Origin of the sequence: Flavobacterium sp. MMS24-S5, from assembly GCF_050320125.1 — a bacterium.
In the GTDB taxonomy this organism is placed as follows: domain Bacteria; phylum Bacteroidota; class Bacteroidia; order Flavobacteriales; family Flavobacteriaceae; genus Flavobacterium; species Flavobacterium tyrosinilyticum.
In genome coordinates, this window is record NZ_CP190016.1 from 1,528,236 (window position 1) to 1,543,017 (window position 14,782).

The window sequence follows — 14,782 nt, forward strand, 5'->3', positions numbered from 1 at the left end:
AATTATTTGAAAGTGTAAGGAACTGGTGCCTCTTTCAATTTTGGATTTTTTCTAACTTCAACATCTGGTTTTGGATAAATAAAATCAGTTGGCGTTGGCGTATAATGTATTACCCCTTGCGAATCGAAACCTCTATCTTGCTGAGAAATAATATTGATTGCTTCCTGACGTGGCAACCTTCCTAAATCGAACCAAAATTCTCCTTCAAAAGCAAATTCAACTCTACGCTCACGAAACAAAGCCGCTTTTGTTAAAGGCACATTATTCCCTAAAGTTGCAAGACCCGCTCTAAGTCTCACTTTGTTATATGATTCTTTTGCCGCTGCATTAGTAGTTTCATCCGCTCCAGCCATAGTTGCCTCAGCATGTATTAATAAAAGATCGGCATAACGCATAATATAATTACAGTTATTCATTCCGCCCCATCCATCAGCTGGGCATGTCTCGCTAGTAACTTGCCCTACAACATATTTCTTAACAGCTGCTCCTGTATTGGCTAATACATCTGGATATTTCGTTTTATCCATAACAAAACCTACAACACCATCTCCTTTAATGTTAGGATAAGAATCTCCATAAATCATAAAAGATTCTTTTCTTCTTAAATCTCCAATTTCAAAAGCATCTTGAACGTCATTACTTGGCACATAAGTAGCACCGTATGAAGCATTATCATTCAAAATATCCAAACCATATTGAATATTAGAGAAATTTCCTCCTCCATAAGTATTGATAGCGCCAGACCATTGCCAAGAATAAATAGATTCTTCGTTGTTATTTTTACTTGTCAAAAACAAATCTGCAAAATTTGGCAGTAATCCAAATTCTCCTGAATTAATCACTTTTTCTGCCATTAATTTAGAATCTGCATATTTCTTCTCATATAAATATACTTTGGCTAAAAATGCTTCAGCAGAACCTTGCGTCACAAAAATATTCTCGCCGCCAGGAGTTCTAGATCTAATTTTTGATTTTAGATTGGCTGCAGCGAATTTTAAGTCGTTTTCGATGAATGTGTAAACATCTTCAATTCTATTGGTATTCACCATCGGATCTTTGGCCAAAGCCAAATTATCTTCAATAATAGGCACTGGCCCATATAAACGAACCAAATAAAAATAAGCTATCGATCTAAAAAAGTGCGCTTCTGCAATAGTGTTTTTAATAACTGCCTTATTCACCTCTGCAGTAGCATTTTTTTCAATATTATTAATCAAGTTATTAGCTTGTGCTATGATTGCAAAACAAGCCCTCCAGGGATCTAATAATATTGGACTATCAGAAGTCAATTTAAACTGAATCAGCTCTGGTTCATCAGCATAAGCCAAACAATTTCCAGATGATAATTCAGACAATGCATAAAAATTCTTTGTATAATAAGGAGCCCACATGGCACCATACATTCCGTAAGTAGTTCTTGCTACCTGCTCATCGGTATTATAAAACTGATCACTGCTGTAACTATCTTCAGAAGGTCGATCTAAGAAATCTTCACTGCAAGAAGTAGTTGCCAAACCTAGCGTTAAGAATAAAACTAAGGTCTTTATATTGATATATTTTTTCATAAGAGTAGTAATTAAAATTCTAAATTCATTCCAAAAGTGAAACTACGATTGGTTGGGTAACGCCCTGAATCGATTCCTGATAATAATGGATCTTGGTTATATGATCCGATTTCAGGATCATAGCCTGTATATTTGGTAAATGTGTAAAGATTTTGAATACCAAAATAAAATCTTAATTTACTAATGCTCGCTTTTGAGAGCACATCTGAAGGCATATTATACCCTAAAGTAACTTGCTGAATTCTTAAATACGAACCATCTTCTACATAACGATCTGAGATTGCAATATTTGGATGTCCGTCTCCGCCATCAGGTCTTGGATATTTTGCATCCGTATTTTCTGGTGTCCAAAAATCCGCAGCTTCTGCCAATTGATTTTCATACAAACGTTGGTTTTTAGTACCTGCACGTCTTGTTAAGTTCATTACTTTGTTACCATATGATCCTTGCAAAAAGACTCCTAGATCAATATTTTTATATTTAAAAGTATTGTTGAAACCGTAAGTGAATTTTGGTGCTGGATTGCCAATGTAGGTTAAGTCCTTATCATCAATCAAACCGTCTTTGTTTTGATCTACATACTCAACATCTCCCAACTGGCTTTTTACAGCTTTATTTCCTGTAAATGGAATTGGTGCATTGGCCAACTGTTCGTTCGTTCTGATAATACCAACTGCTTGATATCCGTAAAATTGACCTACTGGCTGACCAACTATAGTTTTGGTTACTGCTTTTGTCGTATAATCATTAAGCAATACATCTTTCGTCAAATCAAAATTATCCTGCAGGCTCAACAATTTATTTTTGTTTGTAGAGAAAATTACTTTTGAATTCCATGAAAAATCTTTTCCAAACTTCTCATTATAATCTAAAGTCATCTCAAAACCTTGATTTCTTAAGCTTCCTAAATTTACACTTGGCGCTCCTAAACCTCCTTGATACGCATCTGTACCTGTAACGTAGTAAGGCAATGGCAACACAAATAAAAATCCTTCAGATTCTTTTCTGTATACATCAAATGTTGCTTGAAGTTTTGATTTGAAAAGTGTAAAATCTAAACCTAAATTGGTTTGTTTAGAAGTTTCCCAAGTTAAATCAGGATTTGCAATATTGTTAACCGTAAAGAAGTTCCCCATTGCCGATTTGATTGCACGAACCGTGCTCATGTAACCTCCACCACCAATATTTTGGTTTCCAGTCTCTCCATATCCACCTCTAAACTTGATATTATCAATATATTCTCTAGTTCCTTCCATAAACTTTTCGTTCGAAAGTTTCCAATAACCAGAAACTGAAGGAAAGTAACCCCACTTTTCACCTGAACCAAAATTAGAACTTCCGTCTGCTCTCATGGTTGCCTGCAAACCATATCGATTATCATAGTCATAATTAAAAGATCCGAAGAAAGAATATAAAGCAGAACTTCCTTTATACTCTGAAGCTACAACTGAATCGGGATCTCCTAAACTAATAGAATGAATATCATTACTTAATAACCCAGAAACAGATTGCGAATTACCAAACCAATGACTATCATTAGCCTCTTGACCAGCCAAAACATTAAAATGGTGATTTCCAGCATCAACTTTATACGTTAAAACGTTTTTAACGTTAAGTCCATACCAATTGTTTGCTCTCTCTGTCAGCATATTGGTTTCTCTAACCGCTGAACCCCATTTATAAGTAGGCTGAAAACCTTCAAAATTATCTATATTAGTAGATCCACCAAAGTCAAAACGATACTCCAATCCTTTGGCAATTCTAAAGTTAGCATAAAAATTTCCTATAAAATTTTTCTTAATCAACTTATTAGTATTCATCAATGCAGAAGCTACTGGATTGATCCAAACCCCAATTGATCCATCTGCTGGCGGACCAGCATAGTTGCCATTCGTATCTTTTACCGCAACATCTGGCGTAGACAAAATAGAAGTACTGATAATACCATTGCTAGCACCATTGATTGTAATATCTTCATTGGTTACACCTGCTCCAACAGACACTCCAACAGTAAGCCAATCTTTTAGTTTGCTGTCAACATTTGTTTTAAAACTATATCTTTTGAAACCAGAACCGATAACAATACCCTCCTGATTAGTATAACCTCCTGAAATATAATAGTTAGTACCATCTTTTGCTCCCGAAAATGAAATCTGGTGATTGTTCATTATCGCAGTTTTATAAATCTCATCTTGCCAATTTGTTCCTTTACCTAAAACAGATGGAACAGCAAATTCATCTCTTGGTGCTACACCATAAACTGCAGCCAAAGCATTTTGCTGTTCTGCGTATTGGCTCAAAGTCATAGTGTCTAATAAACGAGTAACATTTTGAATAGAAAAATAGGTGTCATAAGTAATTTTTCCTGCCCCTTTTTTTCCTCTTTTTGTAGTAATAATTACAACTCCGTTCGACGCTCTAGAACCATAGATAGCAGTTGCAGAAGCATCTTTCAAAATATCCATTGTTTCGATATCGTTAGGATTTAAAAAAGCTATCGGACTAGAAGTTACGTTTCCTGTATTCGATCCTAAATAACCTGTAACAATTGAACCTCCAGTTGCAGTATTGGCAGCATCTCCAGAAATCGGAATACCATCTATAATATACAATGGCTCATTGGTTCCAGAGATAGAGGTAGTTCCACGTATTTTAACCGATACACTACTTCCTGGCTGTCCAGAATTGTTCGTTACTGTTACCCCAGCAGCACGTCCTTGTAACAATTGATCTACAGATACTTGTGGAGAGTCTGCAATATCCTTAGTAGTAACAGTAGAAATAGCTCCTGTCAAATCCTTTTTCTTTACGCTTCTATAACCTACGTTTACCAAAACTTCACGCAAATCTTCTGCGCTAAGTTTCAAGACAACGTTTACTGTTCCGCCATTTTTAACATTGATAGTTTGCGAAACATATCCAATAAATGAAACAGAAATAGTAGAGTTTGCAGGTGCTTCGATAGAATATTTACCATCAAAATCTGTTGAAGCCGTCTTCTTTGTAGCTGTAACTATGATATTGGCACCTGGTATAGATAACCCTTTTTCATCAGATACAGTTCCCGAAACCTTTACCTGAGCCGTAATAAAATTACTAGTCAGTAACAAAAATAATATCAAAGGAATGGCTTTGTGGTCAGCCCTCCAATGAATGAAGCTAGTCAATAGTTTTTTCATAATAAGTGTTTGGTTAGTTAAATTTGTTTATTGCATAATCCAAAAGTAAATGCCTGGGTAATTTTTACTTTTAAATTATTTAACAAATCTATAACAGAGAGGATTATCAAATCGATAGTATTATATCATTTAATGATAATATTTTTACTATAAGCCCTTAAAAAAACACATATAAAAATAAAAGCGTATAAATTTTAAATTATTCGCAATCATACCTCTCTCTAGAACACAAACGATGCAAAAAAACCAATGAAATCTTAAAAATCAAACGTTTTCGTTAAAAATAATATTTATTTGTGATAAAAAAGTATCACTATAAAATTCGTTTTAAACCAGAAAACTCTTCACGATATTGGCTTGGTGTACAATTTTTTGTAGCTTTAAAACTACGATTGAAATTTGCTATATTATTAAAACCAGATTTAAAAGCAACTTCAGAAACACTCATATCTTTTTCTACCAGCCAACGCGCCGCATAACCAATACGAATGTCATTTATATAATTCACAAAAGTTTTTCCAGTCCTCTTTTTAATGAATCGGTTAAAAGAAATTATCGACATACTCGCTACATTTGCCACGTCTTCTAAAGTAATTTTTTCAGCAAAATGTTTTTGCACATATTCGTAAACCAATTTCATTTTATCATAATCATCAAAAGTATCATAGTCTACTGTATAAGTCGAAAGCAAACGCTGATTTCTAGAATTGGCCAGATCATACAGCAAGGAAGTAATCTCTAAAAAATAATCCATACCATCCAGCTTAGAAAGCCTTACGAGTCTTGGCATCAATTCTTCGGCTGTTTTTTTAGAAAAAAGAATTCCGTGAATTGATCTATTAAACATATCGCGAATCGGATTCATGATACGTCGCGCAAGCAAAGATTCATGAAATAAATCGTTATGAAATTGAATCGTAATTTCGTGTATCTTTTTATTTGTACATTTATTCAATTCCCAACCGTGATATAAATTGGGACCAATCAAAACTAGCTCGACATTATCAATTTCTTCAATATTATCTCCTACAACCCTTTTAACCCCTTTTCCATTCTGAATAAAATTGATCTCAAATTCCGGATGATAATGAACTGGAAAATCAAAACTATCTTTTACACGATCAAAAACCAAAAAGCTGTCACTCGCAGCAAGCGGTGCTATTTCTCTATAAAAATTCTTCGTATTACTCATCTTAAAAACTATTTCAGGAAAACAAATGTTCTTTTTTTGATGCAATAATATGATATATAATTGATAAAATAATATTAATTACACTATAATCATCCGTTTATCTTTGAAAAAATTAATTTATCATTTCTTTAAAAAGAACATTAATAATAAACATTAATCATTTTTTATTAAATAACTTTTTATAGTTTTAATAATTTTAACGCTAATAGCATAGAGAATTTTCGACAGAAGAAATGCTATTATTTAAAAAACGTAAACCCTTGTTTAGTTAGCATTTAGCTAAACAGCCAACTCTTATTTTTCGATGAAAAAACATTTTTTAACGCTTTTAACTGTAACTGCACTAAGCAGTTCGTGTTGGTCTCAAAAAAGCACTAGTAATACTAATTTGTCACTTTCAGATAAAAAAGCAACAATAGAAACTAAAACTTTATATAAAGAACTTAATACTTTAACTCAAAAAGGTTTCTTATTCGGACATCAAGACGATTTGGCTTATGGAGTAAAATGGAAATACGAAGACGGACGCAGTGACATAAAAGATGTCGTTGGAGATTATCCTGCGGTTTATGGCTGGGATATTGCGGGATTAGAAAATGACAGTCCGAATAATATTGATGGAGTTCCTTTTGCTAAAATGAAACAATATATTATTGAAGCAGATTCTAGAGGCGGAATTTCGACTATCAGCTGGCATTTTGACAATCCTGCAACAGGAAAAAATGCTTGGGATAATGTTCCAAATTCTTTAAAAACGATTTTGCCTGGAGCCGAAAATCATAAAAAATTTACTTCTTGGTTAGATAAAGCAGCTGTTTTCTTTTTGTCTTTAAAAGATAAAAATGGTAAAAACATTCCGATACTTTTCAGACCTTTTCACGAACTTACTGGCGGATGGTTTTGGTGGGGAAAAGGAAACTGCACTCCAGAGGAATTCAAAACCGCTTGGAAATTCACTTTTGATTACCTTCAGAAAAAAGGGGTTCACAACTTGATTTATGTTTATAACACAGGAAGTTTTGGAAGCGAAAACGACTTTCTAGCCAATTATCCTGGAGATAATTATACCGACATGTTGAGTTTTGACACCTACCAAAACAGTAATGATCCAAATGGCGAAAAATTCGTTGCTGAAGTTCAAAATCAGTTTAAAATATTAAACAAAATCAGCTCAAAAAAACACAAATTAATGGCACTCGCTGAAGCTGGTTATGAAGCCGTTCCAGACCCAAAATGGTGGACGAGAACTCTATTAAAAGCAATTGGAGATTATAAAATTTCTTATGTATTGCTTTGGAGAAACCACGGATGGCAGGAAAAAGAGCAAAAAATGCATTATTATGCGCCATTTTCAGGCCAAGTAAGCGAAAAAGATTTTATCGATTTTTACAATCTTGACCAGACTATCTTTGAAAAAGACATTCAGAAAAAATTAAAATAATTGCCCCGAATTAAATTACAACCTTAAAAAATAACCAATGCACGACAAAATTAGTTTAAAAGAAAAAATCGGTTACGGACTTGGAGACGCTGCTTCTTCTATGTTCTGGAAAATTTTCAGTATGTATTTACTGTTTTTCTACACCGACGTTTTCGGATTGGCGCCTGCTGTAGTAGGAACTATGTTTTTAATTACTAGAATCTGGGACTCATGTTTTGACCCAATTGTTGGAATTCTGGCTGACAGAACCAAAAGCAAATGGGGAAAATTTAGACCTTATTTACTTTGGGTTGCCATACCTTTTGCCGTGATTGGAGTTTTAACTTTTTACACTCCAGATTTTGATGAAAAAGGAAAAATCATTTATGCTTATGTGACCTATTCCTTAATGATGATGATTTATTCTTTAATCAACGTTCCTTACGCATCGCTTTTGGGCGTAATGTCATCTGATAGAAAAGAAAGAAATACACTTTCGTCTTACCGAATGGTTTTTGCTTTTGGAGGAAGTCTTTTAGCGCTTTGGTTAATTGAACCTTTGGTAAATTATTTTGGCGGAAATCTAAATTCTAAAACAGGCTGGTTGGCAACAATTGCCGTTTTTGGGTTAATTACAACTGTCTTTTTCTGGGCTTGTTTTGCCTTCACTAAAGAAAGAATCAAACCTATTGCAGATGAACAGAATAACTTGAAAGAAGATCTAAAAGATCTTTGGAAAAATAAACCTTGGTGGATTTTATTGGGAGCCGGAATTGGAGCTTTGGTATTCAATTCAATTCGTGATGGGGCTGCCGTTTACTACTTCAAATATTATGTAAGCAGTTCTGTAAATTTTGATTTTTCGCTTTTCGGAACCGATTTCCATATGACACCAACTTCAATTTATTTGGTTTTAGGACAAGCAGCAAACATTATCGGAGTAATTATTGCAACACCAATTGCCAATAAAATTGGTAAAAAGAAAACCTTTTTTGGTGCAATGGCTTTGGCAGCCATTTTAAGTCTGATTTTCTATTTATTCGGAAAAGAAGATGTTTTCTTAATTATGAGTTTTCAAGTTTTAATCAGCATTTGTGCGGGCTGTATTTTTCCTTTAATCTGGTCCATGTACGCCGACAGTGCCGATTATTCTGAATGGAAACAAGGACGTAGAGCAACAGGATTAGTTTTCTCTGCTTCATCTATGTCGCAAAAATTTGGATGGACGATTGGTGGCGCAGGAGCTGGATGGCTTTTAGGATATTACGGCTTTCAGGCCAATGTTGAGCAGACAGCAACAGCACAAAACGGAATTCAGCTAATGTTAAGCATATTACCAGCAATTGCGGCAGCAATTTCAGTAGCTTTTATAGCATTTTACCCTTTATCAGAAGAGAAATTACAGATTATAGAACAAGATTTAAACGAAAAAAGAGATCAAAATCATTAAAAACAAAAGACATAGAAATCAATTGATATGACAACGATAACATCTTCAGCCACTTTTCAAGAAAGAAAATCGGCATTAGAAAAACAACATAAAACACTGCTTGAGCAAAAAAACGAACCTCAAGAAATAGTTGGAAACGGCATATATGAACGTTACAAAAGCCCTGTCGTTACTGCGGCACATATCCCATTAAACTGGCGTTTTGATTTTAACGAAAATACAAATCCGTTTTTACAAGAAAGAATTGGCGTGAATGCCGCTTTCAACGCTGGAGCAATAAAATGGAATGGAAAATATTTATTGGCTGTTCGAGTAGAAGGAATTGACCGAAAATCTTTTTTTGCTATCGCCGAAAGTCCAAACGGAATTGACAATTTCAAATTTTGGGATAAACCATGCGTGATTCCACAAACTGAAGAACCCGATACAAACGTGTACGATATGCGTCTTATTAATCACGAAGACGGTTACGTTTACGGAATTTTCTGTACCGAAAGAAAAGATCCAAAAGCCCCAAAAGGCGACACAAGTTCAGCTTTAGCCAATGCGGGAATTGTGCGTTCTAAAGATTTAGTAAACTGGGAAAGATTGCCAGATTTGATTTCGAACACAGGGCAACAGCGAAATGTTGTTTTACACCCAGAATTTGTAAACGGAAAATACGCTTTATATACACGTCCACAAGATGGTTTTATTGATGTTGGAAGCGGTGGAGGAATTGGTTTAGGTTACGTTGAAGACATGACCAATCCTGTTGTAAAAGACGAAAAAATCATTTTTGGAAAACAATATCATACGATTTACGAACTGAAAAACGGTTTGGGTCCAGCTCCAATTAAAACATCAAAAGGCTGGTTGCATTTAGCGCACGGAGTTCGAAATACTGCTGCAGGATTACGCTATACTTTGTATATGTTCATGACCGATTTGAATGATATTACAAAAGTAACACACGTTCCTGCCGGACATTTTATGGGACCTGAAGGAATTGAAAGAGTTGGAGACGTATCGAATGTTTTGTTTTCTAACGGATGGATCGAAGACGAAGATGGAACGGTTTACGTTTATTACGCTTCTTCAGATACTAGAATGCACGTGGCGGTTTCATCTGTAGATAAACTTGTTGATTATGTAATAAATACTCCAGCAGATACTTTTATTTCGGCAGGTTCAGTGCAAACCATCATTAATCAAATCGAAAAAAATAACGCAATTTAAAATATCGTGTCATTACAAAGAAAGCTTTTAAAATCGGAACTAACCGTAGAACTGGATTCTATCCTAAATTATTGGTCGGAGCGTACTATTGACGATCAAAATGGAGGTTATGTTGGCCAAATCGATTTTAACGATCATCAAATTGCTCATGCAGAAAAAGGTTCGGTTCTGAATGCCCGAATTCTTTGGACGTTCTCTGCCAGTTATCAAACCACTAGAAACGAAAACCACAAAAAACTGGCAAAAAGAGCATTCGAATTTCTTGCTTCTTATTTTTATGACACACAGTTTGGAGGTCTTTTTTGGAGTATAAATGAGGATAAAACTCCAAAAGACACCAAAAACCAGATTTACGCATTGGCTTTTGCGATTTATGGATTGTCTGAATATTATGCCATTTCAAAAGAAGAAAGAGCTTTAGAAATTGCTAAAAACTTATATGCAAAAATTCAAGAACATAGCTATGATAAGATAAACAAAGGCTATTTTGAAGCTTTTACCAGAGATTGGCAACCCATTGATGATTTGCGTTTAAGCGAAAAAGATGCCAACGAAAAGAAAACCATGAATACGCATCTTCATATTATTGAAGGTTATGCGAATTTATATAAAGTCTGGAAAGATGAGAAACTGCTTGCCACTATTATCGAATTATTAGAAACCATCGAGAAGTATTTTATCAATACCGAAACGGGACATTTACGCTTGTTTTTTGACGAAAACTGGAAAGAAAAACCAGATGTTATCTCGTACGGACACGATATTGAAGCAGCTTGGCTTTTACAGCAATGTGCCGAAATTTCGGGAAATGAAACTTTGATTGCCAATTATAAAAAACATGCCATTCAAATTGCAGAAGTAACCAAAAAAGGTTTAGATGCTGATGGCGGTTTATGGTACGAATATGATCCTGAAAAAAATGAGTTGATTGCAGAAAAACATTGGTGGCCACAAGCTGAGGCTTTAATTGGTTTTTACAACGCCTATCAATTAACCGGAAAAGAAGAATATCTGGATATCGTTTACAGAAACTGGAAATTCATAAAAAAATACATGATCGATCAGCAAAATGGAGAATGGCATTGGGGAGTTTATGACGATTATAGCTTAATTAAAAAAGACAAAGCCGGATTCTGGAAATGTCCTTATCATAACAGCCGTGCCTGTCTGGAGCTTATTCATCGAATTGAAAATTAAGGTTTCAAATAAAAATCAGAACGTCTTACAGAACGTAAAGTTTTAGCCCCGATAGAAGCGGCATCCTTTTATGGTGGGGTTCACCATAAAAGATACAGCGGATAGCGGGATTAGCTCCTTAAAATATAAATTATGAAAAACAGATTTTTTAAAACCCTTTCATTGGCCTTGATTTTTACCGCAATTGCTTGTCAGGCGCAGGAAAAAATCACCGTAAAAGGAAATGAATTTTACAAAGGCGATAAACCGTACGCTTATATTGGAACCAATTATTGGTATGGAAGTATGTTGGCTTCTAAAAAAATAGGCGATCGTAAAAGGCTTTTGCGCGAGTTGGATTTAATGAAAAAAAACGGAATCGACAATTTACGTGTTTTAGTGGGTGCCGATGGTGGAAAATATGATTTTACCGTTCGTCCAGCACTGCAATATGAACAGGGAAAATATGATGAAGATTTATTGGACGGATTGGATTTCTTGATTAACGAAATGAGCAAACGAAACATGTATGCCGTTTTGTACTTAACCAACAACTGGGAATGGTCGGGCGGAATGTCGCAATACTTGGAATGGAATGGCAAAGGAGCAATTCCGGTTCCGAATATTCCGCCGAATACTTGGCCTCAGTTTATGTCGTATACAGAACAGTTTCATAGTTGTGAACCTTGCATGGAAGCTTTAAATAATCATGTGAAGTTTATTATTGGCAGAACTAATGCGTATTCTAAAAAGAAATACAACGAAGACAACACGATTATGTCGTGGCAGGTAGGAAATGAACCGAGACTTTTTACGGTAGAAAATGAAGTTAAATTCACGAAATGGCTCAATAACATTGTTGATTTAATTGACAGTTTAGATAAAAATCATTTAGTTTCTACAGGTTCTGAAGGGAAAAATAGTTCGAACGATAGCATGGAAATTTTCGAAAGAACGCATCAAAATCCGAATATCGATTATTTGACGATGCACATCTGGCCCAAAAACTGGAATTGGTTTAAAGCCGATAATGCCGAAGCGACAATGCCTACAACAATCGAAAACGCTGGAAAATATATTGACGATCACATCAAGGTTGCCAACAATCTGAAAAGACCTATTATCATTGAAGAATTTGGACTTCCGAGAGAAAATGAAAACCTGAATGCGGGAGCATCTTCTATTTATAGAAATCAATTTTACAGTTATATTTTTGGAAGAGTTGTAGAAAGCGTTAAAAATAATAGTTCCGTTACGAGCGGCCAATTTCTGGGGTTATGGCGGCGAAGGAAAAGCAATTCATCAAGACGGAAAATGGAATCCTGGAGAGCCTTTGACTACAGATCCTCCGCAAGAACCGCAAGGTTTAAATTCTGTTTTTAACGGAGATAAATCGACATTAGAAATTGTAAAAAAATACAATTCAGAATTAAAGAAATAAAAGAATCATTCATTCCCATTTTCTGTAGAGACGCACCGCAGTGCGTCTACACAACGAATATTCACAATACGTTAGACGCACTGCGGTGCGTCTCTACAGGACAACAAAATCGAAATTTGATAAAAAATACAGCATGAAAAATACATTTATTCTTTTTTGTTTTTTATTTCTTAACCTCTCTTTTTCTCAAAAGAAACAAGATTTCATTCTAAACTCTCCCGACGGAAAAATCGAAGTCAAAATTGCTGTAAATGATAAAATATCTTGGTCAATCTCGCATGAAAAAGATTTGATTTTGGCTCCGTCTGAAATGTCTTTGACTTTAGATCAAAATGAAATTTTAGGAAAAAATCCAGCAGTTTTAAATTCAAAAAAAGAAAGCAAAAATACTTCTTTCGAAACGCCCTTATACAAAAAGAAAGCGGTTAAAGATCAATACAACAAACTGATTCTAAATTTTAAAAATGATTTTGCTCTCGAATTTCGTGTTTTTGATGATGGTGCCGCGTATCGTTTCGTCACAAAAAAGAAAAAAGAGATTACGGTTAAAGACGAAGAAGTCGTTTTGAATTTCGATCAGGATTATAATACTTTGATGCCGTATGTACGTGATTTAAGAAACCCGAAAGATCAGTTTATTTCTTCGTTTGAATCGCATTATGAAAACAAAAAAATAAGCGAATTTACTAAAGATACTTTGGCGTTTTTACCTTTTCTAATTGATTACAAAAACCATAAAAAAGCCGTTTTTCTAGAAGCTGATCTCGAAAATTATGCGGGATTATTTGTCACAAATAATAAAAACAAAACAGGTTTTGAATCTCGTTTTTCTAAATATCCAACCCAAGAAACCAACGGCGGATTTAATTACCTCAACAAACTAATTACCGAAAGAGCTAATTATTTGGTAAAAACAAAAGGAACGAGAACTTTTCCGTGGAGAGCGATTGTCATTTCTGAAAATGATGCTGCTTTAGCCAATAACGATATGGTTCAGAAATTAGCCGAGCCTTCCAAAATAAAAGACATTTCATGGATAAAACCTGGAAAAGTAGCTTGGGATTGGTGGAACGATTGGAATATTTACAATGTAGATTTTAAAGCTGGAATTAATACACAGACGTATAAATACTATATTGATTTTGCTTCTAAAAACAAGGTCGAATATGTCGTTTTAGACGAAGGATGGAGCGTAGAAACCGACATTATGAAACACAATCCGAATGTGGATCTGGAAGCTTTAATCGCTTACGCGAAAGAACGAAACGTGGGCATTATTTTGTGGGCTTCATGGATGGCAATAAATGATAAAACAGAAGCCGTTTTTGACAATTATGCAAAACTTGGCGTAAAAGGTTTTAAAGTAGATTTTATTGACCGTGACGATGCTAAAATGGTCAATTCGGTTTATGATATTGCCCAAAAAGCAGCCAATCATAAATTGATTATTGATTTTCACGGAATGTACAAACCAACTGGAATCCAGAGAACCTTCCCTAACATTTTAAATTTTGAAGGCGTAAAAGGTTTAGAAAATAATAAATGGACACCAAATGATGATGTTCCGCTTTACGATACCACAATTCCATTTATCAGGATGATCGCTGAACCAATGGACTACACACCCGGCGCCATGCGAAATGCTACCAAAAGCGAATTCAAACCAAGTCATTCTACTCCAATGAGTCAAGGTACAAGATGTCATCAATTGGCACTTTACACGATTTTTGAAGCGCCTTTGCAGATGATGGCCGACAGTCCAACCGCTTTTATGAAGGAACAAGAAAGCACAGATTTTATAGCTAAAGTTCCAACGGTTTTTGATGAAACTGTTGCTCTTGATGGTGAAGTTGGAAAATTCGTTTCTATCGCTAGAAGAAAAGGAAATACTTGGTACTTAGGCGCGATTACAAACTGGGATTCTAGAGATATTACAATTGATTTTTCTTTCCTTGAAAAAGGCAAAAAATTTCAAGCAGAAGTTTTCTCAGACGGTGTCAATGCCGACAAAGCTGCAACCGATTATAAAAAAGAAATAATTACTGTTGATTCGACAACTAAGTTAAAATATCATTTGGCTAGCGGAGGCGGATTGGCGATAATTATAAAATAATTGATGATTTAGAAACCTAACAGGTTTT

Annotated in this window: 9 protein-coding genes; 6 read left to right on the plus strand and 3 right to left on the minus strand. The window is 34.9% G+C overall.

Annotation, left to right across the window (positions count from 1 at the left end; all coding sequences use genetic code 11):
- Positions 1-2 precede the first annotated feature (2 nt).
- From ACPWTF_RS06790 to ACPWTF_RS06800, 3 genes are all read right to left on the minus strand, one after another.
- Complete coding sequence (locus ACPWTF_RS06790) at positions 3-1,565, minus strand: RagB/SusD family nutrient uptake outer membrane protein (RefSeq protein ID WP_427874918.1); 1,563 nt, start codon at positions 1,563-1,565, stop codon at positions 3-5.
- Between the two features lie 11 nt (positions 1,566-1,576).
- Positions 1,577-4,744 (minus strand): SusC/RagA family TonB-linked outer membrane protein, encoded by a 3,168-nt coding sequence (locus ACPWTF_RS06795; RefSeq protein ID WP_427874919.1) that lies wholly within the window; start codon positions 4,742-4,744, stop codon positions 1,577-1,579.
- 313 nt (positions 4,745-5,057) lie between these two features.
- Positions 5,058-5,936 carry an AraC family transcriptional regulator gene (locus ACPWTF_RS06800; protein ID WP_095931031.1) on the minus strand — a complete coding sequence of 293 codons (879 nt, stop codon included), beginning with the start codon at positions 5,934-5,936 and terminating at the stop codon, positions 5,058-5,060.
- A gap of 304 nt (positions 5,937-6,240) precedes the next feature.
- Here ACPWTF_RS06800 and ACPWTF_RS06805 point away from each other — a divergent pair, with 304 nt between their 5' ends.
- The 6 genes from ACPWTF_RS06805 to ACPWTF_RS06830 all read left to right on the plus strand — a co-directional run bounded on the left by ACPWTF_RS06805 (position 6,241) and on the right by ACPWTF_RS06830 (position 14,754).
- The gene (locus ACPWTF_RS06805; protein WP_427874920.1) at positions 6,241-7,377 is read left to right on the plus strand and encodes a glycoside hydrolase family 26 protein; all 1,137 of its coding nucleotides are present in this window, start codon (positions 6,241-6,243) and stop codon (positions 7,375-7,377) included.
- A 37-nt stretch (positions 7,378-7,414) separates the two neighbouring features.
- The gene (locus tag ACPWTF_RS06810) at positions 7,415-8,806 is read left to right on the plus strand and encodes an MFS transporter (protein WP_095931033.1); all 1,392 of its coding nucleotides are present in this window, start codon (positions 7,415-7,417) and stop codon (positions 8,804-8,806) included.
- A gap of 27 nt (positions 8,807-8,833) precedes the next feature.
- Positions 8,834-10,024 (plus strand): glycoside hydrolase family 130 protein, encoded by a 1,191-nt coding sequence (locus ACPWTF_RS06815; protein ID WP_427874921.1) that lies wholly within the window; start codon positions 8,834-8,836, stop codon positions 10,022-10,024.
- Positions 10,025-10,030: 6 nt separating this feature from the next.
- On the plus strand, positions 10,031-11,221 hold the full coding sequence (locus tag ACPWTF_RS06820) for an AGE family epimerase/isomerase (protein ID WP_427874922.1): 1,191 nt from the start codon (positions 10,031-10,033) through the stop codon (positions 11,219-11,221).
- A gap of 132 nt (positions 11,222-11,353) precedes the next feature.
- Positions 11,354-12,583 (plus strand): glycoside hydrolase 5 family protein, encoded by a 1,230-nt coding sequence (locus ACPWTF_RS06825; protein WP_427874923.1) that lies wholly within the window; start codon positions 11,354-11,356, stop codon positions 12,581-12,583.
- 191 nt (positions 12,584-12,774) lie between these two features.
- Positions 12,775-14,754: a glycoside hydrolase family 97 protein gene (locus ACPWTF_RS06830; protein WP_427874924.1), complete on the plus strand. Its 1,980-nt coding sequence runs from the start codon at positions 12,775-12,777 to the stop codon at positions 14,752-14,754.
- Positions 14,755-14,782: the final 28 nt, after the last annotated feature.

Bases quoted from the DNA above. Each gene is read 5' to 3' on its own strand.
- ACPWTF_RS06790 (WP_427874918.1), bottom strand. From the start codon at position 1,565: ATGAAAAAATATATCAATATAAAGACCTTAGTTTTATTCTTAACGCTA.
- ACPWTF_RS06795 (WP_427874919.1), bottom strand. From the start codon at position 4,744: ATGAAAAAACTATTGACTAGCTTCATTCATTGGAGGGCTGACCACAAA.
- ACPWTF_RS06800 (WP_095931031.1), bottom strand. From the start codon at position 5,936: ATGAGTAATACGAAGAATTTTTATAGAGAAATAGCACCGCTTGCTGCG.
- ACPWTF_RS06805 (WP_427874920.1), top strand. From the start codon at position 6,241: ATGAAAAAACATTTTTTAACGCTTTTAACTGTAACTGCACTAAGCAGT.
- ACPWTF_RS06810 (WP_095931033.1), top strand. From the start codon at position 7,415: ATGCACGACAAAATTAGTTTAAAAGAAAAAATCGGTTACGGACTTGGA.
- ACPWTF_RS06815 (WP_427874921.1), top strand. From the start codon at position 8,834: ATGACAACGATAACATCTTCAGCCACTTTTCAAGAAAGAAAATCGGCA.
- ACPWTF_RS06825 (WP_427874923.1), top strand. From the start codon at position 11,354: ATGAAAAACAGATTTTTTAAAACCCTTTCATTGGCCTTGATTTTTACC.
- ACPWTF_RS06830 (WP_427874924.1), top strand. From the start codon at position 12,775: ATGAAAAATACATTTATTCTTTTTTGTTTTTTATTTCTTAACCTCTCT.